A 23,630-nucleotide genomic window follows, 5' to 3' on the forward strand; every position below is an offset into this window, starting at 1 on the left:
GTAACCTATTCGCGCGCCGGCGGCAGCGGCAGCCCCAAGTGGGCGTAAGCCGCCGGCGTGGCCACCCGGCCGCGCGGCGTCCGCTGCAGAAAGCCGATCTGCAGCAAATACGGCTCGTACACATCCTCGATCGTCTGGCTTTCTTCGCCGATGGTCGCAGCAATCGTATCGAGCCCGACCGGACCTCCGCGGAATACCGTAATCATCGATTGAAGCATTTTGTGGTCGATGCTATCCAGGCCGCGCGGGTCCACCTGCAGCCGCTTCAGCGCTTCCTCGGCCAGCCCGGGCGTAATGATGCCGTCGCCGCGCACCTGCGCGAAATCGCGCACCCGCTTCAGCAGGCGATTGGCGATCCGCGGCGTTCCGCGCGAACGCAGGGCGATCGCTTCCGCCGCATCGCCCAGAATTTCGATGCCAAGCAGCTCGGCATTGCGGGATACGATGAAGCTAAGTTCCTCGACACGGTAATACTCCAGCCGGCTGACAACCCCGAAGCGGTCGCGCAGCGGAGCGGACAGCAGCCCGGCCCGCGTCGTGGCGCCGATCAGCGTGAACGGCGGCAGGTCAAGCCGGACCGAGCGCGCGCTCGGTCCCTTGCCGATCATGATATCCAGCGCGGAATCCTCCATCGCCGGATACATGACCTCCTCCACCGTACGGTGCAGCCGGTGGATTTCGTCGATAAAAAGCACGTCGCCTTCCTGCAGATTGGTCAGCAGCGCGGCAAGATCGCCCGGCCGTTCAATGGCCGGACCGGAGGTGGTCCGAAGGTTGACGCCAAGCTCGTTGGCGATAATATTCGCCAGCGTCGTTTTCCCTAGCCCCGGCGGACCGTACAGAAGCACGTGATCCAGCGCTTCGCTGCGCATTTTGGCCGCTTCGATATAGACCTTCAGGTTCTCCTTCACCTGGTTTTGTCCGATATATTCTGCAAGATAACGCGGACGGAGGCTCAGCTCCGCCGCCTGCTCGTCCATCATCAGATTTGCCGAGATGATCCGCTCATCCATGTTTGTTCACTCCCAATTCCCCGAAGGCTTTATTTCGCCACATACAAAAGGCCCAGCGCCTTCTTCATCAGCACGTCCACCGGACCGGTGTCCGTGCCCTCTTTCTTCATCGTCAGCCATACCTTATCCAGCTCCGCTTCCGTATAGCCGAGCGCCTTGAGGCCGTCTCTGGCTTCCTGCCAGGCCAGGCCTTCGCCTCTTTTCTCCTCTTCCGGAACCGCAAACAGTCCGGTCTGCATCGCCGCGGCGAAGCCGAGACCGTCCAGCTTGTCGCGCAGATCGAGAATCATGCGCTGCGCCGTTTTTTTGCCAATGCCCGGGAGCTTCGTCAGGAACGTGATATTCTCCTGATAAATCGCCGAGATCAGCTGGTCCGGCGTGCCGCCGGTAAGAATGCCGAGCGCGACGCGCGGCCCAATGCCGGATACCTCGATCAGCTTGCGGAACAGGCGCTGCTCCTCGCGGGTGACGAATCCGAACAGATGGGTCGCATCCTCGCGCGTCTGATAATGGATATAAATCGTGACCGGCCCTTCGCTTTTGGCAAATGCATACGGATTCGGGCAAAAGACGCGGTAGCCTACCCCGTTCACGTCAACAACAACATATTCCGGCTCCAGATGGACAACCGGTCCTCTCAAGAAATCGATCATTTTCGCAATACCTCGTTTAATTTGGAATTAAGGCTGACCGAATGGGCATGGCAGACCGCCACTGCGAGCGCATCCGCCACATCGTCCGGCTTCGGCACTGCCGACAGCTTGAGCAGCAGCTTGACCATTTCCTGCACCTGTTTCTTCTCCGCCTTGCCGTAGCCGACTACCGCCTGCTTGACCTGAATCGGCGTATACTCCGAGATCCGCAGGCCGCGCTGCACGGCGGCGAGCACGACCACCCCGCGGGCCTGGGCGACCGGCAGCGCCGTCGTCACGTTGCGGCTGAAGAACAGCTTCTCCAGCGCAATCTCTTCCGGCTCGTAGCGGTCGATCAGCTGTACGATCCCGTCATACACATGCATCAGTCGCTCCGCCTCCGGCGTATGCGCTTCGGTCTGGATGCTGCCGTACTGCACCGGCGTTAATTTATTTCCCTGCTTATCCACAAAACCGAAGCCGACGATCGCCAGCCCCGGGTCAATTCCCAAAATGCGCAAAAGCCCTCTCCCCTTCAGCAGGCGTCTTCCCGCCTGATTCCTGCTATGTCCCGCTGAAAGCGAACATATGTATTCCTTCTTCCCATTATAGCAAAAAAATCACTAGGGGGGCACAACAAAATGCCCTCATGTGAGCAGGAACAAAACCGCCGAAAAGTCCGTAAACGCAAAAAGAGCAGGAACCCCCGCTAACGGGATCATTCCTGCTCTGTCCTTCTTTCAACCTTGCCGCCGAACCTCATTATTGTTTATCCTGCACAGCCGCTTCCGCCGAATCGCGCGCGTAGTCGCTGAACGTGGACAGGACGCTGTTATACTCCTCGATGTCCTGCACGCGGATGCCTTCATGCAGCTGCTTCAAGATTTCCTCCGGAAGCGACGATTTCATCGACCCCATGTCCATTTGGAAAAAGGTGCGGAGCACCTGATCCTCCCCGGGCGGCCCCTTGAACAAGGTCAGGTTGCCGTGGGCATCGATGCCGAAGCAAGCGTCTTTCTTCGTCAGCGGAGACAGATCGTTGACCTCGCGTTCGAGCCAGAGGCTGCCATCGGCATCGATCCGGCCGGTCCAGTCCGGATGCCCGGCGATAAGCCGCTGCTGCTCGGCGGCTGTTTTGAGGCCTTGCAGCGTCTGCACTTCCTCACCGGTGACATAGGTCGTCTTCAAATGAACTCTGCGGCTGAGCCCCTCCTGCCGGACCGTCTTGAGCAATTGCGCCCGCGCGGCCAGCGCCGCCGCGTCATCCGCGCCTCCGCTGCCGTCAGGCAGTGCCGCCACCGCCGGCAGGCTGTCGAGGGATTCGGGCAGGTTCCAGGCCGATCCCTTGAGCAGGCCGCTGAGCTCCTGCGGCACTTGCATGCTGCGCCAGGCCAGCACTGTCAGAAGCAGGCAGGCTGCGCCTGCCCACAGTGCTTTTTTCCACCGTCTCCACCGCCGCCACAATTGTTTTTTCAAACGAAAAGCATTCACGTTAATCCCTTCATTCTGCTTTTTTTGCTATTGTGGCCTGCAGTGGAAGGTTTTATGCGTTCGGAATGACCGGAAGGTTGATATGGCTCGGGTATGTTTCGTTATGCCAGATCGTCTGCACCGCAACGATGCTTTCTTCTTCCTCGTACGGGTTATTCCCCGTATTGGTGTTGGGGAACGAGACCATTTTGCTCGATGAGGTGACCGTGAAGCGGATGCGATGGCCCTCGGCAAAGCAGTGGGCAATGTTTTGCATAAAAATATCGTAGCGCTCCACTTGCCCCGGAACGAGCAGCTCCGGCTGGTCATATCCTTTCCGGTATTTTGCGCGGACGATGTAGTTGGACAGGCGGATGGAGTCGCCGCCGGGATGCACGTCGCTAAGCGTTACTGCCCAGTCGGTATCGACGGCGGAGCTTGCCGCATATAGCACCGCCGACAACTCCCCGGCCACCGTGAGCTTCTCCTCCAGCGGCTCGCTGGTATAGACTAGAATATCGCCGCGCAGCTCATGTTTCCGCATGTTCTCCGGCTCTCGTTCGCCGCTGTCGCAGACCGGATCGGCTGGATTATAGATGAAGGTATCCGCCGGAGAATCCGCAACCGGTGCAGCCGTAAGCCGCCCGTCGCCCAGCGCGGAATTGGCCCGGCCGGCCCCGCCAAGATAAAACGGCGTGACCGCCGCTTCCGCAGGCGTCCAATCCTCCGAGGTCCGCCAGCGGTTTTCGCCGACCACGTAATATTCGGCCCGCGGTTCCTCGTCGATCCCGTTCGCGATCCCCTTCAGGAAACGGTCGAACCAGCGCAGCACCGACACGTCGTAATCGTAGACGACCGCATCGTTGCCGAAGCTTTCGGACAGCAGATCCCTGGCCCGGTTCGGCCCGTGCTCCCAGGCCCCAAGGCGGATTTTTCGATTCGGCACATCATGCTCGGTAAGCATCCGCCATGTCTCGGAAACGCCCGGACTGTCGCCGTCATACCAGCCGGAAATGACGTACATCGGTACGTTCACCTGGTCTCCGCGCTCGCTGAACGTGCAGTTGCGCCAGAAATCGTCGTACTCCGGATGCTCGCTCCACAGCGCCCACGGTCCGGAGGGTTTGCCGATCATCTGCTGCGGAATATCCTTGATCGGGCGGGCTTCGACCGCTTTGACCGGATCGACCGTAATGCCGCCGAAGATGTCGAAGTCGGTTCGGGTGCCTACCGATTGGGCAAGCGTCCAGGACAGCAGCGGCCAGGAGCATAATGTTCCGCCCTTGCGCGCGGTATCCACGAACGGCGAGCCGACGTTCACCTCGTTGACCACCGCCTTCAGGTTCGGATGCCCGCTGGTCGCGGCGGCAACCACGACATAACCGAGATAAGACGCCCCCCACATGCCGACATTGCCGTCGGACCAGTCCTGCTGAATAATCCAGTCGATCGTATCGTAGCCGTCCTCACGCTCATGATAAAAAGGAACAAGCACGCCCTCGGAGTCGGCGCGGCCCCGGACATCCTGGTTGACGACGGCATAGCCCTTATTGGCCCATCGGATGAAATTCGGCTTTTTGCCGTTCCGGTCGTAACAGGTCCGAACCAGGATCGTCGGCAGCTTCGTGCCGGGCTGGACGCCTTCGGGCAAATAAACATCCGTGGCGAGCCGCACGCCATCGCGCATCGGAACGAGATACGTGCCGAGATCATTAACGCCATACTCCGGCTTCGAGAGGAGCGGTTCGTCATACACGGTAAGCGGCGTCAGCTTCTCATACCCGTCTTTGACGATCAGCTCGATGCCATACCGGTTTGGCGTCAGGAAGGCGATCACCTCGCCGTCCAACGTAACGATATCCAGCGCGGTTGCGCCGCGCAGCGCCCATACCTGGGAGCGCTTCGGCGCTCCGGCAATTTCCGCTTCATAGGCGATATGCCGTTCATAGCACTCACCGCTGCTTAGTGTTACCTTATCCCCTGTCCACTGCGCCTGCTCGTATGCGGATAGATTGCGGGCGATGGCCTCCAGCGGCAGGACATAACCTGCGCCTGCAGCCAGCGCATTCTCCTGCAGCTGGGTCCGGCGGCGCAATTCCACCTTGGCGTGCATAACCTTGCGGTCAGCGGTAAAGCGGATTTTTCCATAATCAATGCCCGAGCAATAGAACCGGAAAACCGTATCTGTTAAATATGATGTCATCTGCCTGTTCCCCTATCCGCAAATTTGTTCAAAGACCCCCAGCCAGTTGCCGCCCATGATCCGGGCAATATCGCCGTCCGAATACCCGCGCGCCACCAACCCTCTTGTAAAATTGATAAAATGGCCGTACCGCTCCAGCCCCGCCACCGTCTCGCTCGACGGACCGTCCCCTTTGGCGAAACCGAGCTTCGGCGCGACATGCTCCTTGAAGTAGATCAGCGACCATAGCGTATCGCTCATCGGCCAGTCCGTGCCGATCCCGACATGGTCGGACCCGACCAACTGGACCATATAATCGATATGGTCCAGCACATGATCCAGCGTCGTGTGCTGCGGGTCATGATGCACGAACCACGGCATGGCAAATACGCCGATGACGCCACCCGTTGCGGCGATAGCCCGGATTTCCTCGTCGCTTTTGCAGCGCATATGCGGATAAACCGCCTCCGCTCCGGTATGGGAAGCGATGACCGGCGCCTGCGACAGCGCGCAGGCATCCAGCGTCGTCTGCTTGCCGCAATGGCCGGTATCGACGATTACGCCAAGCTTGTTCAGCCGCTCAACGAATCGCCGGCCGTAATTGGACAACCCGCCGTTCGCCTGCTCGGCGCAGCCGGAGCCGACGAGGTTCTGGTTGTTGTAGGTCAGTTGGAGAATCCGCAAGCCAAAGGCATGCAGCGCATCCAGCAGCTCCAGGTTGCGGCCGATGCCGTCCGTCTCCTGGGCGGTGACGATCCCCGCCTTTTTGCCTTCCCGTTTGGCCCGCCGGATGTCTTCCGCGGTCAGCGCCTTGATCAGCCATTCGGCGCCGTCGAACTGCCTCTGCACTTCGCCCATGCTGGTAATGATGCTTTCCTCATCGTTCAGATGCAGCTCCCGGTTGCCGGCGGTAATCCCCGAAGCATACCATTCCTCCCGGTAAGCCGGAATTTGCCCTTCCGCCACCAGCTTTAGGATCCGCTTGGCCGGCATGGCGCTGTACGCCATCGGCTCGTCTTTGTACGGCTCGCATTCCGCCTGGATTCGCTCCGAGATTTCCGCGGGGATCGCCGAAGGCGACAGCGGCCCCTGAAACAATAAATCGATGTTGATATTCTTTTCATGCAGCCGGAGCGCTCTTGCTTCCTGCGCTTCGCTTAGCCCGAAGGGATACAGGCCTTCCCGATGTTGTGCCACAGCCCGTTGCCTCCTCTAGAATTCGACTTCAATGCCGATATGTAATTCTTCCGCCCTGCGGTAAATATACTCCGCCGCTGCCAGATCTTCGATGGCCAAACCGAGGCTTTTGAAAAGCGTAATCTCTTCGCCGAAGCCCCGGCCCTCCACACAGCGCAGCAGCAGGCCGCCGAGTTCCCCGACGATATGTCCCGGCGTAATGGCTCCCTCTTTCAACGGGAGCAGGTAATCGCCTGCTTCGTTCATCGCGGACTCCAGCCGGTCGACATACAGCCGCGCCTGCTTGACCAGCGCCGTATCCAGCTCACGGTCGCCCGGACGGCAGGCACCGACCGCGTTGATATGGGCGCCCGGCTGCACCCATTCCCCGCGCAGCACCGGCTCCGTTGCCGCCGTCACCGTGCAGATGATATCCGCTTCCCGCACCGCTTCCTCTACGGTCTCGGCCGCATGGATCTCAACGTTCCATTTGGCGCTCATCTCTGCAGCAAAATGCCGCGCTTTCTCCGTATTCCGGCTCCAGACGTGCACCTGCCGGATGTCCCGCACGAGCAGCATGGCCTCCAGATGGCTTGCCGCCTGTTCGCCTGTACCCAGGATCGCCAATCGCCGGGCATCCGGCAGCGCCAGAATCTTCGTGGCTACGGCGCTGACTGCCGCTGTGCGGATGGCGGTAATGGCCTGTCCGTTCACGATTCCCGTCAGGGTACCCGTCTCGGCATCGAACAGCGTGACGCCCCCCTGATGGGAGGGCAGCCCGCGTTCATGATTCCGCGGAAAAATCGTAATTTGCTTCGCTCCGGCTACCTTGGTTCCTGCCAGATACCCCGGCATTAGGCCCATCAGATTGCCGCCTGCAAGCGGCAATACCTGTCTGAGCGTCTGCACGGCTTCGCCCCGGGCCAGCTCGGACAGGACAGCCTCCATCACGCCGATGCATGCCTCCATGCTCAAGATGTTTTCCACTTCTTTTCGATTCACAATCCTCAACTGCTTGCCCTCCGTTCTCTGTGGAATACCCTGTAAGCTCCGTTTCTATCATACCGTAAATATCCGCAATTTGAGAAATCTTGGCGTTAACCGATAATCAAGCTTATCTTTCTGTCCCATCATTTGTTATACTCTTATATAGCAAAAAAGTTAAATCAACGATAAAGGAGATCCCCCTGATGATCATTCAGCCAAAAACCCGCGGCTTTATTTGCACAACGGCTCATCCTGAAGGATGCGCCCAGCAAGTCCGGCAGCAAATTGACTACATACAAGCGCAAAAGAAACTGAGCGGTCCGGTCAACGTTCTCGTTGTCGGCGCATCGACCGGCTACGGCCTGGCCTCGCGGATTACCGCGGCATTCGGCGCCGGCGCAAATACGATCGGCGTCTTTTTTGACAAGCCGGCCGAAGGCGCCCGCACCGCATCCGCGGGCTGGTACAACTCCGCCGCCCTAGAGCGCGCTGCCGAAGAGCAGGGCTTGAAATCGCACAGCATCGTCGGCGATGCCTTCTCTGACGAGATCAAATCCAAGACGATCGAGCTGATTAAAGCCGAATACGGACAGGTGGATCTGGTCGTATACAGCGTAGCTTCCCCGCGCCGCACCCATCCGGTGACCGGCGAAACCTTCTCCTCCGTCATCAAGCCGGTAGGCGAAGCTTATTCCAACAAAACGGTCAACTTCCACACCGGCGAAGTAACGCAAACGACCATCGAACCGGCTACCGACGACGAAGTCCGTCAAACGATCGCCGTCATGGGCGGCGAAGACTGGGGCATGTGGATCGACCAGCTGAGCGCAGCCGGCGTGCTGGCTGACGGCGCGATCACTGTCGCGTACTCCTACATCGGACCGGAAGTGACCCATCCGATCTATAAGGAAGGAACGATCGGCCAGGCTAAAATCGACCTGGAGAAGACCGCCATCGCCCTGAACGAAAAACTGCAAGCCAGCGGCGGACACGCTTACGTGTCGGTCAACAAAGCGCTGGTGACCCAGTCCAGCTCGGCCATTCCGGTTGTGCCCCTGTACATCTCCGCGTTGTACCGCGTCATGAAGGACAAAGACCTGCATGAGAACACGATTGAGCAAATGTATCGCTTGTTCAGCGAACATCTCTACTCGGAGAAAGGTGCAGATGAAGGCCATCTGATCCGCATCGACGATTGGGAAATGCGCGAGGATGTACAGGAGGAAGTCATGAAGCGCTGGGCGGCCATCGAGACGGATACCATCGACGAGCTGGCCGATCTGGTCGGCTACCGCGAAGACTTCTTCAACCTGTTCGGATTCCAGACCGCAGGCGTCGACTATGAAGCAGACACCGATCCGGCCGTGGATATCAAACATCTGGTGTAATTACCCGCGAAAAATACGCCGCATAAGCGTAAAAGGAACAGGACAGCAACCTCCCGTTAGGGGAGCATCGCTGTCCTGTTTTTTTGTGAGGGCGAATATAGCTTGCGGCGTCCTCATCTTCGATTGAGGAATCCTTCACGCTTGGAGACCGATACTGTGCCAGTTGTCGCATCGGGAGGAGTACACGCAGATGATACCTTTAGAAATGCAGGCGCAATGCAGTATAGTATATCGGACTTAAGCGCCAAAAATTGGATATGGGGGTCGTTTATTGCGAAAAATCAGGCATTTGGCAAATCTATCGGACAATGTGAGCGCTAATTTCGACCAGAGCACCAAATTCGGTGTAAAACACCCATTTCGGACTTGAGCGCCACTATCGGTCATGAGCGTTCAGTTCGGACCTGAGCGCCCACTATACGACCTGAGCGTTAAATTCGGGCAAGAGGGCCTAATAACGGACCTGAGAGACGTTATTTATGGGGAAATACCCTATTTCCCAATCTAACGGACATGAGGGCCGTTATTGCAAGTCAAAACAAATTTGTATACGCTTCCAACCGGAAATAGCGGCTCTCAGGTCCGTTAAAATAATATTTCGCCGTATTTTCGCCAAATAACGGCTCCTGTGTCCGTAAGATAGACGCATAGCCTCGCCCCACCTGTTGCCTGCCCAACTCCTGCCTGTCTGTTACCTGTCTGCTACTTGCGCTAACCTACCATACCTGCGCTGACCCACCTTACCTGCATTGACCAAACTTACCTGCACCGTCCTCCTTACCTACAAAACCTATTTTACCTAACTAGTTTTGCAGTTTGGCTGGCAGCCCGCCTAGACCACATCGCAATAATCCGCCTTAATCCTCCTCGCCCTACCTTATCGCCTTTCCTGTATTGGCCCATATTGCCCAGGTCTGCTTTGCCTTGCCCTATCTTTCCTAATGCTTCATCTGATGTGGTCTTTCTCGCCTTGATCCGCCTCGCCCTACCTTATCGCCTTTCCTGTGTTGGCCCATATTGTCCAGGTCTGCTTTGCCTTGCCCTATCTTTCCTAAATGCTTCATCTGATGTGGTTTTTCTCGCCTTGATCCGCCTCACATTACTCGATCGCCTTGCCTATTGGCCTACCTTGCCCTGGTTAGCTTCATCTCGCCCTCGCCTGCTTCCTCTGCCTGCTTTCACCTGACTGCCCTAACTTGCCTTGCCTTGATCCGCCCTCTTGCTAGGCTTGAACGAAGCAAACCCGCCCCATGCTAACAGGGCGGGGCGGGTCAAACTCCGATGGACGGCTTCAAGAGCAGCAGGTTACGTGCAGGCTTTAGCCCAAATTAATCGCCTTGATCACATCCAGCGGAACCTTCGGCGTGCGGTCTTCCTGCAGCAGCCCGTTGACTTCCTGCTGCACATCCGTCACCTGCGTATAGCAGTAGCCGGAGATATAAGGAACCGCCTGGATTGCTTGGGTGATCGCCCGGAACCGTTCGATGAAGTCTTCTTCCGACTTGACCTGGTTGCCGTAGCCCCAGCCGCTTTCGCTCTGGAAGGCGATGCCGCCGAATTCGCTGATGATCACCGGCTGGCCTCTGTAGGCATAGCCTTCCGCAAAAGCGTATTTCCACTGGTTAAAGGAAATTTTATTGTTAACGATCGCGTCCTTGTCCTGGTACCGCTTGAGAAATTCTTCACCCGCCTCCACATAGTCATGCAGGGTCAGGATATCGGACACGGTATGCTCCCAGCCGTCATTCGTAACGACCGGACGGTACGGGTCGATCGCTTTGGTCAGATGATAGATGGATTCCGTAAATTTCTGCTGGCGGACATCATGGGCAATCGTCGGAATGCCCCAGGATTCATTGAACGGCACCCAAGTGATAATGCACGGATGGTTGTATTGCTGCGGCACGACCTCCAGCCATTCCCGGGTAAACCGCTCCACCGCCTGGTCGTTGAACTCGTACGTGGCGGCCATTTCCGACCAGACCAGCACGCCCTTGACGTCGCACCAGTAGAGGAACAGCGGATCCTCCAGCTTCATATGCTTGCGAACGCCGTTGTAGCCCATCGCGGTGATCAGCTCGATATCCTGAATGAGCGCTTCCTCGGACGGGGCCGTCAGATGGCTCTCGGTCCAGTAGCCCTGATCGAGAATCAGCCGTTGATACAGCGGACCGTTGTTCAGCAGAATCTGGCCGTTTTCGATGGAGATTTTCCGCATGCCGAAATACGATTCCACGCGGTCCACCGCTTCGTTTCCTTCATACAGCACAAACTCCACGTCGAACAGGTTCGGGTTTTGCGGCGACCAGAGGCTTTGCTTCCACGGACCGCCCGCTTCATGCAGTACCCCGACCTCCACCGTAATCCAGGCTCTGTCGGCGGACAGGCTCACCTGTTTGACCGGCTGCCCGTGCAGCGAGATGCTGGACTCCAGGCGGAGATTCTCTTTATGCTCCACGCCGAGCAGACGGAAATCGAACCGGATCATTTGCCGGTCGACATCCGGGGTCATTTTGACCGCGTCGATCCGCGTTTCATGGACATGCTCCAGCCAGACGCTTTTCCAAATGCCGGTGGACTGAACATAGAAGCATTCAAAATTATCGTTGACCCAGCGCTGTTTGCCGCGCGGCTGCGTGCAGCTTTGGCTGTCTTCGACCTTGAGCACAAGCTGGTTCTCGGCTCCCGTACGCAAATATGGCGTAATATCGAAGGAAAATGCGGCATAACCGCCTTCATGCTGGCCTACAAAATGCCCGTTCACCCACAGTTTAGCCAGATAGTCGACGCCTTGAAAATGCAGGATCGTTCGTTTGCCATCGGTCCCGGCGGGCAAAGAGACCCTTTTGCGGTACCAGACCTGCGGATGGAAGGTCTCCTCGCCGATGCCGCTGGCTTTGGTTTCATACGTAAACGGAACGAGGATGGTTTGTCCCTCAGGGAAATGGAGGTACCATTCTTCGCTTTCCCCGGCGTCCTTGTCGTCGAAGGCGAAGTCCCATTCCCCGTTAAAATCTAGCCAGTCATTGCGCACGAATTGCGGTCTTGGATAATGTTTCTTGTATGATTTCGTTGTCATAAATTCTGCACCTATCCTTTTCTGTAAAATTACTTTTCAACCGTCATCCGTTCGAACCGCGCGGCGGTCCCGGCAGACTTGAATCCGGTTTTTCCTTGCAAAAGCGGGCTAACGCCGCGATCCGTATAATCCAGGACAGGCGTACTGCCGCCATCCGCATACACGGTGATCCGGGCGCCTTCTGCCATAACCTTGAGATGCATCATCTCTCCGGCCTGCGGCAGATCATACGGGATATCCGCGAGCGGCTGCGTGGCATAATTAAGTTTAGCTAGGTGAATCCCCTGATCATCCAAATAAACGTAGTAGCCGCGGATAAAATCATCCCGGTTCTGGTTCAGCTCCAGCCCGTTTGACGGGTCCGAGGCCCTGACCAGGATGCCGGTCTGTCCGCTGGCTTCAGGCACGGTGAAATCCGCGTCCACCGTATAATCCGTCCAGCCGTAATCGCCAAACAGAATTTTGGCCGGCGTTACGGACGATGACCGCAGCTGGCCGTCCTTGAACGACCATTCGCCTTCGTAACGCGTCCAGCGGAAATCGTTTTTCGTCTCGAATTCGGCGGTTTCCGGTTCAACCGGAGCATAGGCTGCCGCTTTCAGCGAGTCCAGCTTCATTTCTCCCTGCTCCACCTTCAGCTTCCACTGGTGAAATCCTTGCTCCAGCTTCACATCCTGAGCGGTCACAATCTGCCACGGCTGCGCTCCCGGCTCCGCGGTCACCGTGAGGGCGGGCATGATCCGGGTTTTTCCGTCCCAAAGGCTGAACCGGACACCGTCAGCGCCCGGCGAGAGTCGGAAGTTAAGATTGTAGGCTCCGCTTTCCTCCACATTCACCCGGTACCTTAATTCGGCGCCTTTGCTTAATTTCCGTACTTGCGTTCCATCCTCGCTGGCTGTGATCGCATCGTTATCTCCTTTTTCCCCAGTGGCCGCAACGTTCACCGCATCGATGGTACCCGGGAGCGGAGCATAGGCTTCACGGGCGCTGCTGCCATCGACTTCGTTGCTGATAGCCGCATAGCCGAAACGCGCTTGTGCATCCGCAGCGACATACCCGATGCTTCCGCCGCCGATGGCATCATCCAGCTTCAGATCTAGCAAATGCATCGTTGCGGCATAAACGCGCGCCATATTGCCGCTCACTTCCAGCCGCAGATTTTGCAGCTGGCCGGGGTCGAAATTTGCCGGCAGCACAGCCGATACGGACTGCGCCGACTTCCCCTTTCGGAACACTTCAGCTCTGATCTCCCCGGCCGCCCGATCCAGCAGCACGATTCCGTAATTGCTTTTGTCCTTATACGAGAAGACCGCTCCGGCGGCTTTGCCCTCCTGCACCTGCACATGGAATTCGGCGGTGTAACTGCCGCCTGTTTCGGCTTTGGTCAACAGCAGCGCGGAGCCTTCCGCGCCGCGCGAGTCCGCCTGCAGCCCTTGCTCTGCGCTGACCGTCCATGAACCTCCGCCGCTGCTGTTCCAATCGCCGCCAAGCTCCGCCCGCTCGAAACGGTCGGCGAATGCGGGCAACTGCGGTGCCGGCTGCGGCCCCGAGGTCGGTCCCCAGACACTGAACCGCTCCCCGTTCCAGACGATCCGGTCCATGTTCATATGCCGCAGCGGCCCAACCACGCCCGGCCCTTCGAGATTGTGGTAGATCATGTATTGGGCATCGAGATCCGGCCCCGTAACGATCGAATTATGCCCGAGACCGACTGTCGCGCCTTCCGAACGGAGCAGGACGGGATTGCCGGCGAAGCCGGCGAATCCTTCCAGCGGCTGTCCGCTGACCGCCGCATCCACGCGGTAGCCGGTGCTGAACACATGATTTCCGGTATACGTCATGTAATACTTGCCGCCGCGCTTAAACACGGTCGGTCCTTCCGTCCAGCCGCCCATATAGGCCCCCGTCTGTACTTCTTCCGGCCCCACGGTCAGCGGATCGGTCATCGGCGCCGCCTGGATTCCCTGGCTTCCTGCATAGTAGAAATACCATTTGCCGTCATCGTCGACGAACGTCGATCCATCGATCGTGCGGCCAAAGTTATCCGTCGCCACCGTAAACGGTCCGGTAGGACTGTCGCTGGTCAGCGCGTAATGGCCTTGACCCGCCGGCGAAGTGTACATGTAGAACTTGCCGTTCCAGTACCGCACCTCCGGCGCATAAGCTGCCGCCGTCACCGCTTCCTCCGTGCACAATCCTTCATAGGTCCAGTTCGCCAGGTCCTCCGAGCGCCATACCTTGATCCCCGTATCCGTATCCCGTGTGCTGACGTACAGGTAGTAGTAGCCGTTAAACGAGAAAATAAAGGGATCCCCGAGCCCGTATTCGCCCCATTCGTCCGCCAGCGTAATCGGGTTGGCATACGTATGCTCCGCGGGGTCCGGAACTGCTTCACCGGCCGAATCGCAGCCGGCGGCGCTTAAGGATAGACCCAGAATCAGCACCCCAGCCCACCATTTCCTGCCTAGACCCATGGTTTGCACTCCTCTGCGCATTCTTTTCTTATTCCACCGGTCATCCTTTAATGCCCGACATGCTGATGCCTTTGACGATCTGCTTCTCAAAAATGACGAACAAGATGATGATCGGTACTGAAGCGATGGCATTGACCACCATCGGTTTAACATAGTCCTCCGAATATTGGCTCATGAGCGTCGGAATCCCCATCGGCAGCGTAAACAGGTTATCGTCGGTGATCGACAGGAACGGCCAAAGGAAGTTGTTCCACGAGCCGATGAACGTCAGGATCGCCATGGACGCCAGCGCCGGACGGGTCAGCGGCAGCATGATCCGCGTGAAGATTTTCCAGACGCCGCCTCCGTCGATCTGCACGCTTTCGATCAGATCATTGGGGATGCCGTCAAAAAAGCTCTTCAGCACGATGACCGCCACCGGCGAAGCCAGCGCAGGAATGACGAGTCCGCGGTACGAATTCAGCAGGCTCATATCCTTGGCCACCTGATACAGCGGGATGATCGTGGCTTCTCCCGGAATCAGCAGGCCGGCCAGGACGAAGAAGAACATGACCGCCCGGTAACGGAACGGAATTTTCGATAAAGCGAACCCGGCCATAGCGGCGATGATGACCGTCAGCACCGTAACCATCACGGCGACGAGAATGCTGTTGCCAATCCAGTTCGTCAGCTTCGTGCCCATCAGCACTTCTTTATAGACCGCAAACGAAAACGGCGGCTTGAACCAGTCCGCAACCGTGATGATTTTCATGCCTTCCTCTTTGATCGAGACCACCAGCATCCAGACCAGCGGGGCCGCAAACAGAAAAGCCATAAATACCGAAAATATGCGGTACAGCCATTTCATCAGTTATCCGCTCCTTTCCGGTTATTGACCCAGTACTGCAGGATCGACAGCACCAGAAGCACGATGAACAGCACGTAAGACATGGTCGCGGCATAACCGAGATTATTTTTCTTGAAGCCGGTTTGATAAATCAGTTGAATGATCGGCCGGGTCTGATCCAGCGGACCGCCGCCCGTAACAATGTAGATCTGCATAAACACTTTAAAGGAAGCTATAATTTGCAGCATCGTGATCGTTTTGGTAATCGGCGTCAAATACGGGAAAGTAATTCTCCAGAAGATCTGCGAATCGCCTGCTCCGTCCAAACGGGCAGCCTCGTAGATTTCGTCCGGAATTTCCTGCATCGCCGACAAATAGAGAATGAAGTTGAAGCCGACCGTCCACCACAGCGTAATGAGCGTAATGGCGATCCAGGCCAGGCCCGTTTCGGTCAGCCAGAAGATTTCTGTACCTTCGGGAAGAAGATGGATCAAATGCAACACCGAATTGACCAGACCGGTATACGGCTGGAACACGAACAACCCGAGGTAGGATGCCACGGCAACGGAAAGCACGCTGGGAATGAAAAAGATGCTGCGGTAAAATTTTTGTAAAAACGATCTGCGGTTGGCGATCAAGGCCAGCAAAATGGCCAGTACCAGCATGGTCGGCGTGGTCAGGATGACGAAAAATGCCGAGTGCCCCAGCGCGGACCACATCTCGCGGTCATGCAGAACCTGCCGGTAATTATCCCAGCCGATGTAGTGCATTTTCTTGATCAGCGTCCACTTAAAAAAGGTCATTTGCACGCCTTTGAGCATAGGCCAAATGGTAAATAGGCAGTACACCGCCAAGAAGGGAAGGAGAAAGAGCAGCGCCTGAATATCCGCCCTGAGCTTTTTCGTTTTCATTTGCGATTCCCCATTCATAGACGGGCAGACCCGCGGCATGCAGCCGGAGACCTGCCAGTCTTTTTTGTGCTGGTTTTAGGTTGCTTTAGACTACTCGTTCAGGATCTTTTGGACGGCATCCTGCATTTTGTCCATGGCCTGCGCCGGCGTCATCTTGTTCGCCCATACCTCGTTCAGGAATTTGAAGGACGCGTTGTCGCGAATCTGCCAGGTCTTGGTGGATTGCTTGCTGAATTTAACGTAGCTGGCTACAGCGGCATAATCGCTGCGGTACGGCATATCTTTGAATTCTTGTTTTTCAATGACCGAAGGTTTGGACGGAATATGGCCGGCTTTCGCCCAGATTTGTCCGTTGTCGGCTACCCAGTTGGCAAAAATCATTGCGGCTTTGCGTTTCGCCGGATCTTCTTTGGAGGTTGTCGGCAAAATGATCGTGTGCGAATCGCCCCATGTCGCTTCCTGATCGTACAGCTTCGGAATCGGCATGGCGCCGAAGTCCAAGCCTTTGGTCGATTCCCAGGTGCCGGTTGCCCATACGCCGGTCATCATGATGGCAGCGGTGCCGCTTTGGAAGTTTTTATAGAAGTCCGGATCGTTTTTCTTGATGTAACCCTCGGTATACAGCTTTTGGATATAATCCGCAGCCTGGATGCCCTTTTCTTTGTCGATGGCCGCCGATTTCAGATCGTCAGAGATCAAATCGTTGCCGCCGAGCTGCGAATACAGGGACCACCACAGCCGGTAAGGGTCGTCATTGGCATTGGAGAGGGCAAAAGGAGTGACTTTGCTTGGCAGTTTCTCCTTCAGCGTTTTGAGGAAGGCCAGGAAGCCATCGGCCGACTGTTCCATGACCGGCTTGCCGTCGTCGCTGAGCAGTCCGGCGTCTTTCAGCAGTTTTTTGTTATAGAACATAATGAAGGCATGGGTATCGATCGGAACCGCATAATGTTGACCGTCCACCGTATCGGCATCAAGCAGGTTCTGGTTGAAGCTGTTCCAGTCCACGCCGGCCTCGGCAGCGGCATCGTCGAGCGGGGTAGCTACGCCTTGGTCGATCAGGTCAGGAAGACGCGAGGCGTGGGAGATGCCGACATCCGGGCCATTGCCGTTGCCGACGGCCGTGATCAGCTTCGTATAATACTCGCCCCATACGAGCTTCGTATTTTTCACTTGAATATTCGGATGGGTCTTGTTAAACTCATCCACCAAAGCTTGCATATTCGCGCCGTCGCCGCCGTCAAACAGCGTCCAGAAAGATAGGTTCACTTTCGGGTCTCCGCTGCCGTCGTCCGGCGCTGCCGCGGAATCGCTTCCGGAATTGGCCGCCGGAGCAGCAGTAGCTTCTGCATTGCCGCCGCTTCCCGCACCGTTGTTCGTCCCGCTGTTTGCATTGTTGTTGCCGTTGTTTCCGCATGCGCCAAGCACCATCGAGAATGATAGCAATAAGGTCATAAAGGTAAGGCCGGCACTTCTCTTTTTCATGCAATTCTCCCCTTTAAACATAAATTTGCAAAGACACGGAACAATAATGTTGTTTTGTTACACTATTATTGTATCTTTAGCCTGATTATAAGTCAGCATATGCACACTGTCAACGCTTTCATACATCTTTTTTGTAATTATAAGCAAAAAAAAAGACCTTTAATTACAGACTATCTGCAATTAAAGGTTCTATTTGTTTTAATCAAGCGTATAGTTTACTTTGAGGATGATATTTTGTTCGTAATCGCCGAACTGCCGGCCGAACAGGTTCACGCCGCCCTGATAAACGGCATCCGGCTTGATGCCGATGCGCATGCGCAGCTTGGGGCTCTGATTGATGTTCAACTGGCCCAGCGTCACATCCGATACCTTTTCCATATCAAGCGTCGTTCTTTCGTTGTCCACCCGCCAGGTCTTCAGGAGGCCGTATTGGGTCGACCAGTCCAACCACCAGGACGGATTCAGCTTCCCCCGCCGGTCCCCGAAATCCCCCGGGCTCGTCCACATGCCGAGCTCGACGCCGTTCACCCAGAGTGAAATGTCGGAAGGCCAGTTATTGTCGTAATTCGGCGCCTCGGAGCAGATTTCCATCGACAATTCCAGCGATTCGATCTTCGCCCCCGCAGGAATCTCCAGCGGCAGCAAATACTCCAGAAACCCTTTGCGGAACCAGATGATCTGGGCGCTGATATGCTTGGGATGGTAAAAGCTTGCCGGCTCGTCCTCGCGGATGATCATCCCGTCGGCGTTGGCCATGCCGCAGGTGGGCACGACCTCGCAATCGCTGTAATGGCCGATCGGCACCTCCACCTCATAAACCTCCACATTGCCTTTAGGTATAGCCCGGTTAATATTCAGCGCAATATGGATATCGTCGTAATTCCGGCTGCAGACCTTCATCGCCCCGCGCGACGCCGGCAGCAGCTCCGTATTGATCAGCTTCGCGGCTTCCAGCACCTTCACATTGCTGGCCACCGTCGAAACCGGAAGCTTCAGGATCTCGGCAATCTCCACGATATTCAAGTTTCTGGTGATCAATAACTTGAGAATATCGATGCGCGAGCGTGTTGATAAAGCATGGGTCACCGTGACCAGACGGTCCGGATCGTCGAAACTAAGTTCCAGCACCAGAAGCACTCCCTTTTTCCTGCTATCATTACAATGATTTTACTTCCGCAGGTCTATAAAATCAATATATATGTATTTAATCAACTTTTTTGTAACAAATCGCACTTTGCTTCCCAACACCGCAATAGAACGATGGATTGCCGCAACCCATCAACAGATTATCCGCCCTATAATGAATATAATCACAATTCAGCGATACCGGGAGGATACTATGGACTGGAAAACGGCAATTGGGCACATCTTGACGACCACCCGCCTTAATATCGGACGTTTTGGCGAAAAATTCCCCATCGTCAGCATGGGAGACGGCAAATATCATTTGACCGCACACGATAACTGGACGGAAGGCTTCTGGTCCGGCATTTTATGGCTCAGCTACGAATACAGCGGCGATCCGGACATCCATGCCGCAGCGGTCCGGACGTCGCAATCGTTCCGGCTGCGCCTGGAAGCGGAGCAGTCGCTTGACCATCATGACGTCGGCTTTCTTTATACGCCTTCCGCCATGGCCCGCTGGATCGTCGACAGGGATGATGCCTCGCGCGGGCTTGCTCTGCAGGCAGCGGACATCCTGATGAAGCGCTGGCGCTCCGGCCCGCAGCTGTTTCAGGCCTGGGGACCCGAAGGCGACGCGAACGACGGCGGCCGGATCATTATCGACTGCCTGATGAACCTCCCGTTGCTCTATTGGGCGACGGAGCAGACAGGCGACCGCCGTTATGCGGAATGCGCCGCCATTCAGGCCGAAAAAAGCCGCCGCTTTCTGGTGAGGGGAGACGACTCCTCCTACCATACGTTTTATTTCGACCAACAGACCGGCGATGCCGTTCGCGGCGGAACCGGACAAGGGTATCGGGACGGCTCCACCTGGACGCGGGGCCAGGCCTGGGGTGTCTACGGTTTTTCCTTGGCTTACCGTTATCTCCGGGACCCCCGTTACCTGGATACCTCGAAACGAATGGCCCGTTATTTTCTGGAGCATCTTCCCGAAGACTTGGTGGCGTATTGGGACTTCGATGTCCCGCAGGAAAGCCCCGCTCCACGCGACAGTTCGGCCTCCGCCATTATGGCATGCGGGTTGCTGGAGCTGCTGGAGCACTTGCCTGAAGGAGACCCGGAACGGAACACGCTGGCCGAAGCCGCGCATAATTGCATGGACTCCTTGCTGAAGTATTATTTTACCGCAGGCCATCCCTCCGAAGAGGGGTTTCTGCGGCATGGCTCCTATTCGGTTCGGGGCAACTCATCCCCAGACGACTTCATGATCTGGGGCGACTACTTTTTCCTCGAAGCGCTAATGCGTCTGGAGAAAGCCGTTCCCGGTTATTGGTACGAGCGATAAGCCGGCTGGGACGAACGAAAAAGCCGGCGCTGCAGCGCCAATACAATCTCCTCCCTGACCGGCAGGCACTCTCGCGTGGAGTCCTGCCGGTTTGCATAGGCAAATGAAGGCTTTTATTATGGACACAGTGCCGGATATACTGTAATTAACAACGGTTGATAAAGGAGCGTTTCATGAACGGGAACGATCTTTTGATGTACAAATATAAATATGAAGACGAGGAAGCCCATTATTTCCATGCGCACCGGGGAATCGAATTGCTGTATATTTACAGCGGCCGCGGAGAAATCATGGCCGAGAGCCGGACCTACCCGATCCGGGATCATACGCTGGTCTGGTTTCAGCCCTATCAGCTGCATCGTGTGGCCATTCCACCCGCCCCGGGCCGTTCTTATGTCCGGACGAATCTGACCTTTGATCCCGGATTTCTGGAGCGGTTTCTTTCCGTGTTCCCTTCTTTGGATGCGTTTTTCCGCAGGATGTGGAAGGGCCATCTGCAGCAGCCGGTGCTGTATGATATGCAGGCCACTCCGATTCCCGGCATGCTGGAGGAATTGAATAATTCCATCCATCATGCTGGCCATCCCGCCGCCGTCGCAGCCGAAAATAACGGGCTCCTGATGCTTCAGCTGCTTCGGCTGCTGCAAATACACGGGACAGGCCTCCTGGATGAGCCGGACCCGGTGCATTCGCCTGGCGGATCGCAGATGCAGAGGATCACCGAATGGCTGGATGCGCATTACAAAAAGCCTTTTCGTCTCGACGCGTTGGCCGGCAGCCTGCATCTGTCGCCGTACCATGTGTCGCATGTGTTCAAGCAATTTTCCGGCATCACGTTGTCCGAGTACCTGATGCAGCTGCGGATCAGGGAGGCCTGCATCCTGCTTGCCAATACAACCAGATCCGTGCAGGAAATCGCGGCGGAAGTGGGCGGCTATACCCCTTCCTACTTCAGCCAGATGTTCAAAAAGCATAAAGGAATTTCACCGGAGCAATACCGGAAAAGCATCCGCTGACTTCAGTCGGCACGTTTCATAACAATCGCCCTTGGATCCATTGGAAGCGGTAAGCCTCCATGGATCCAAGGGCGATTTAAGTTTTACGTATTTTACTGTCGGACTACAGGATCACTTCCACTTTGACGGACGAGCGCCCCGGGTAAGCAGGCAGGATGTTGCCATCCACCAGCTCACCGTCGACACGGATGGATTTCACGCCTTTGCTGACCTTGCCTGTATTCGTCACGGCAATGTCATAGACGCAGCCTCTGAAGCGGCGTTTCACCGAAAACCCTTCCCACTCCGCGGGAATGCAAGGATCGATGGCCAGCCCTTCCGGCACCGGCTTCACGCCCAGAATGTATTGGGTCACGGCAACATACATCCAGGCGGCCGTTCCGGTCAGCCACGAGACGTTGGCAAGGCCGAACTTATCGGACTCCGGTCCGAACAGGTTGGAGGCATACACGTAAGGCTCGGCTTTATACCGCCATAACCCCGCTTTGTCCATCGCCACGTTCGGCAGCAGCTGGCGGTAATATTTATAGGCCAAATCGCCCCGGCCCAGCATGCATTCCGCAATGATCGCCCAGGTGTTGGCGTGGCAGAAGACCGCCCCGTTCTCCCCGGTCCCTTTGTTGTAATTGGTCAAAGGGTCGGCCGGATCGGGGAAGGTGGAGATGGAAGGATGGATCTTCTTGATCCCAAGCTCCGTGTCCAGCATCTCGCGCACGCTGTCCATCGCCTGCTTGCCTTTATCCGGGTCGGCCATTCCGGACAACGTCGCCCAGGTCTGGGCATTCAGCCAGATTTTCGCTTCGTCGTGTTCATCGCTGCCGAGGAACCGTCCGTCGTCCATAATGGCCCGCCGGAACCAGCGGCCGTCCCAGCCGATGCCGTTGACCAGTCGGCGCTGGCTTTCGTACATGTCTTCATATTGCGCGATATCCTCCGGATGTCCGGCGGCAGCGGCGAGATCCGTCATCCGCCGCAGTACCGTCCCCAGCTGCATCGCCGTCCAGATGCTTTCGCCCTTCCCCTCGCGGCATACGCGGAACAGCTGGTCGTTCCAATCCGAGCGCAGCATCAGCGGGAAACCGCGCGAACCAAGCTGCGATGCGGTAAACCCGATCGCCGCCTTCAAATGCTCATACACCGTTCCTCCGCCGCCGTCATAATACGGCACCTCATCGTTCAGGAATGCGGCATCTCCCGTCTCCGCCAGCAGATCCCATGCCGCCAGCGCCGTCCACAAGTGATCGTCGGAATGGATGCTTGTGACCGGTTCCCAGCCTTCGTTCGGAAAGAAATAATGATTTACGTGTCCGTCCCTGTACTGCTGACCCAGCAGCAGCCGCAGTTTGTCGTAAGCAAGCTCCGGATCAAAAGGCACGACGGCCAGGATATCCTGCGCGGTATCCCTGTAGCCAACGCCGCGGAAGGTCCCCGTGGCATAGAAGGAGATATTGCGCGAGAACAGGAAGTTGCGGTGCGCCTGGTACGGATTCCAGATGTTGACCATCCGCTCGGCATCCTTGTCCGGCAAGCGGCTCTCCCACGCGCCCAGGTAAGCGGCCCAATTCTCCTTCAAGGCCCGGAAAGAGGACTCCACGAATCCGGACTCCCGGGAGTGGGCGATGGCGCGCGCAACATCCTGTTCATCCGCCCCGGTTCCCAAAAAGATGTTGATCGTGCGGCTTTCGCCCGGCTGCAGCGTCACCTGGAACTGAAGCGCGCCGCACGGGTCGCCGCCCATCAGCGTCGATCCAGTGCAGCCGCCGCTTTCGATCGCCGCCGGATTGGATTCACTGCGGTAGCTGCCGATAAACTCCTCGCGGTCGCCGTCGTAGCCGGCAAGCGGCGTATCCGCAGCCAAATAGACAAGCGGCGTCTCGTCCGGTCTCGGCTGGTTTTCGACGCCGTACCGGTATACCAGTGCCTCCGCTTCATGGTATTGCACTGAAACCTGATGTTTGTTGTAGCACTGCCACTGCAGCTCGCGCATGAACTCCATCATGCCGAATTCGGCGTAGGCGTAGACCTTGAGCTCCTGCGGTTCGCTGCCGTGATTGGTCAAAGCCAGATTCCAGATCAGGGAATTTTCGTAAGGCCCGACAAAATAGACGGTCCGCGCGGCAATCCCGCCGCGCTCCGCTTCAAAGCGGGTGTATCCCATTCCGTGCGCGCTTTTCCACGCCTCCGGTTTATCGGAAGCGGGTTCGGCGGTCGGGCACCAGTAGCTGCCGTTTTGGGCATTCTGAATATAAATGTAGGGACCGGAACGGTCCATGGGCAGGTGGAAGAAACGGTAACGCGTAATGCGCCAGATCTGAGGCGACTTGTAAAAAGCGACCCCGCCCCCGGCATGCGACAGCATCGTGTGGAAGGTGCCGTTCGACAGATAGTTCATCCATGGCGTCGGCATATCATGCCGCCCAAATTCCACCTCCTTCTCCTCGTCCCGGAAGGTGTAGTAATTCTTCGGATCATCATCGCGGATCGGCCCTGCTTTCACTGGACTCCAGCTCCTTTGCGTAGGTAT

17 protein-coding genes are annotated in these 23,630 nt (G+C 56.8%); 3 read left to right on the plus strand and 14 right to left on the minus strand.

The window, feature by feature from the left end:
- Positions 1-5 precede the first annotated feature (5 nt).
- The 7 genes from ruvB to BMW84_RS11140 form a co-directional block, all read right to left on the minus strand.
- Positions 6-1,013: a Holliday junction branch migration DNA helicase RuvB gene (gene ruvB / locus BMW84_RS11110; RefSeq protein WP_091067745.1), complete on the minus strand. Its 1,008-nt coding sequence runs from the start codon at positions 1,011-1,013 to the stop codon at positions 6-8.
- Between the two features lie 29 nt (positions 1,014-1,042).
- Positions 1,043-1,666 carry a Holliday junction branch migration protein RuvA gene (gene ruvA / locus BMW84_RS11115; protein ID WP_091067748.1) on the minus strand — a complete coding sequence of 208 codons (624 nt, stop codon included), beginning with the start codon at positions 1,664-1,666 and terminating at the stop codon, positions 1,043-1,045.
- Positions 1,663-2,166 (minus strand): crossover junction endodeoxyribonuclease RuvC, encoded by a 504-nt coding sequence (ruvC, locus tag BMW84_RS11120; protein WP_091067749.1) that lies wholly within the window; start codon positions 2,164-2,166, stop codon positions 1,663-1,665. The genes ruvA and ruvC overlap by 4 nt, the downstream gene beginning before the upstream one ends.
- A gap of 241 nt (positions 2,167-2,407) precedes the next feature.
- A complete protein-coding gene (locus tag BMW84_RS11125; protein WP_091067752.1) occupies positions 2,408-3,136 on the minus strand; it encodes a BofC C-terminal domain-containing protein in 729 nt (242 codons plus the stop codon).
- A 52-nt stretch (positions 3,137-3,188) separates the two neighbouring features.
- Positions 3,189-5,318 carry a CocE/NonD family hydrolase gene (locus BMW84_RS11130; protein ID WP_091067756.1) on the minus strand — a complete coding sequence of 710 codons (2,130 nt, stop codon included), beginning with the start codon at positions 5,316-5,318 and terminating at the stop codon, positions 3,189-3,191.
- A gap of 12 nt (positions 5,319-5,330) precedes the next feature.
- A complete protein-coding gene (locus tag BMW84_RS11135; RefSeq protein ID WP_091067759.1) occupies positions 5,331-6,494 on the minus strand; it encodes a dipeptidase in 1,164 nt (387 codons plus the stop codon).
- Between the two features lie 15 nt (positions 6,495-6,509).
- A complete protein-coding gene (locus BMW84_RS11140; RefSeq protein ID WP_302848098.1) occupies positions 6,510-7,475 on the minus strand; it encodes an ornithine cyclodeaminase family protein in 966 nt (321 codons plus the stop codon).
- A gap of 188 nt (positions 7,476-7,663) precedes the next feature.
- On the opposite strand from BMW84_RS11140, the gene fabV reads away from it, so the two are divergent.
- Positions 7,664-8,848 carry an enoyl-ACP reductase FabV gene (fabV, locus tag BMW84_RS11145; protein WP_091067763.1) on the plus strand — a complete coding sequence of 395 codons (1,185 nt, stop codon included), beginning with the start codon at positions 7,664-7,666 and terminating at the stop codon, positions 8,846-8,848.
- 1,318 nt (positions 8,849-10,166) lie between these two features.
- Here the strand turns inward: fabV and BMW84_RS11150 are convergent.
- The 6 genes from BMW84_RS11150 to BMW84_RS11175 form a co-directional block, all read right to left on the minus strand.
- Positions 10,167-11,927 carry a glycoside hydrolase family 2 protein gene (locus tag BMW84_RS11150; protein ID WP_091067766.1) on the minus strand — a complete coding sequence of 587 codons (1,761 nt, stop codon included), beginning with the start codon at positions 11,925-11,927 and terminating at the stop codon, positions 10,167-10,169.
- 29 nt (positions 11,928-11,956) lie between these two features.
- Positions 11,957-14,401, minus strand: a complete 2,445-nt coding sequence (locus BMW84_RS11155) for a family 43 glycosylhydrolase (protein WP_175498740.1) — start codon at positions 14,399-14,401, stop codon at positions 11,957-11,959.
- A 40-nt stretch (positions 14,402-14,441) separates the two neighbouring features.
- Positions 14,442-15,248: a carbohydrate ABC transporter permease gene (locus BMW84_RS11160; protein ID WP_091067771.1), complete on the minus strand. Its 807-nt coding sequence runs from the start codon at positions 15,246-15,248 to the stop codon at positions 14,442-14,444.
- The gene (locus BMW84_RS11165; RefSeq protein ID WP_091067773.1) at positions 15,248-16,138 is read right to left on the minus strand and encodes a carbohydrate ABC transporter permease; all 891 of its coding nucleotides are present in this window, start codon (positions 16,136-16,138) and stop codon (positions 15,248-15,250) included. Before BMW84_RS11165 ends, BMW84_RS11160 begins: the two co-directional genes overlap by 1 nt.
- 90 nt (positions 16,139-16,228) lie before the next feature.
- Entirely contained in the window at positions 16,229-17,620 is a 1,392-nt protein-coding gene (locus BMW84_RS11170) for an ABC transporter substrate-binding protein (RefSeq protein ID WP_254772922.1), read from the minus strand.
- Positions 17,621-17,818: 198 nt separating this feature from the next.
- On the minus strand, positions 17,819-18,748 hold the full coding sequence (locus BMW84_RS11175; protein WP_091068301.1) for an ArsR/SmtB family transcription factor: 930 nt from the start codon (positions 18,746-18,748) through the stop codon (positions 17,819-17,821).
- A gap of 211 nt (positions 18,749-18,959) precedes the next feature.
- On the opposite strand from BMW84_RS11175, the gene BMW84_RS11180 reads away from it, so the two are divergent.
- Together BMW84_RS11180 and BMW84_RS11185 are read left to right on the plus strand one after the other, a co-directional pair.
- Entirely contained in the window at positions 18,960-20,090 is a 1,131-nt protein-coding gene (locus BMW84_RS11180) for a glycoside hydrolase family 88 protein (RefSeq protein ID WP_091067775.1), read from the plus strand.
- 173 nt (positions 20,091-20,263) lie between these two features.
- The gene (locus BMW84_RS11185) at positions 20,264-21,106 is read left to right on the plus strand and encodes a helix-turn-helix transcriptional regulator (RefSeq protein WP_091067777.1); all 843 of its coding nucleotides are present in this window, start codon (positions 20,264-20,266) and stop codon (positions 21,104-21,106) included.
- A gap of 103 nt (positions 21,107-21,209) precedes the next feature.
- On the opposite strand, the gene BMW84_RS11190 is transcribed toward BMW84_RS11185, so the two are convergent.
- Positions 21,210-23,603, minus strand: coding sequence for a GH36-type glycosyl hydrolase domain-containing protein (locus BMW84_RS11190; protein ID WP_175498741.1), 2,394 nt, complete (start codon positions 23,601-23,603; stop codon positions 21,210-21,212).
- Positions 23,604-23,630 lie beyond the last annotated feature (27 nt).

Origin of the sequence: Paenibacillus sp. NFR01 (genome assembly GCF_900111565.1) — a bacterium.
Taxonomy (GTDB): Bacteria; Bacillota; Bacilli; order Paenibacillales; family Paenibacillaceae; genus Paenibacillus_AQ.

Excerpts from the sequence above, each read along its gene's own strand:
- BMW84_RS11150 (WP_091067766.1), bottom strand. The coding sequence starts at position 11,927 with ATGACAACGAAATCATACAAGAAACATTATCCAAGACCGCAATTCGTG.
- BMW84_RS11185 (WP_091067777.1), top strand. The coding sequence starts at position 20,264 with ATGAACGGGAACGATCTTTTGATGTACAAATATAAATATGAAGACGAG.
- ruvB (WP_091067745.1), bottom strand. The coding sequence starts at position 1,013 with ATGGATGAGCGGATCATCTCGGCAAATCTGATGATGGACGAGCAGGCG.
- BMW84_RS11155 (WP_175498740.1), bottom strand. The coding sequence starts at position 14,401 with ATGGGTCTAGGCAGGAAATGGTGGGCTGGGGTGCTGATTCTGGGTCTA.
- BMW84_RS11170 (WP_254772922.1), bottom strand. The coding sequence starts at position 17,620 with ATGAAAAAGAGAAGTGCCGGCCTTACCTTTATGACCTTATTGCTATCA.
- ruvA (WP_091067748.1), bottom strand. The coding sequence starts at position 1,666 with ATGATCGATTTCTTGAGAGGACCGGTTGTCCATCTGGAGCCGGAATAT.
- fabV (WP_091067763.1), top strand. The coding sequence starts at position 7,664 with ATGATCATTCAGCCAAAAACCCGCGGCTTTATTTGCACAACGGCTCAT.
- BMW84_RS11165 (WP_091067773.1), bottom strand. The coding sequence starts at position 16,138 with ATGAAAACGAAAAAGCTCAGGGCGGATATTCAGGCGCTGCTCTTTCTC.
- BMW84_RS11160 (WP_091067771.1), bottom strand. The coding sequence starts at position 15,248 with ATGAAATGGCTGTACCGCATATTTTCGGTATTTATGGCTTTTCTGTTT.
- BMW84_RS11180 (WP_091067775.1), top strand. The coding sequence starts at position 18,960 with ATGGACTGGAAAACGGCAATTGGGCACATCTTGACGACCACCCGCCTT.
- BMW84_RS11130 (WP_091067756.1), bottom strand. The coding sequence starts at position 5,318 with ATGACATCATATTTAACAGATACGGTTTTCCGGTTCTATTGCTCGGGC.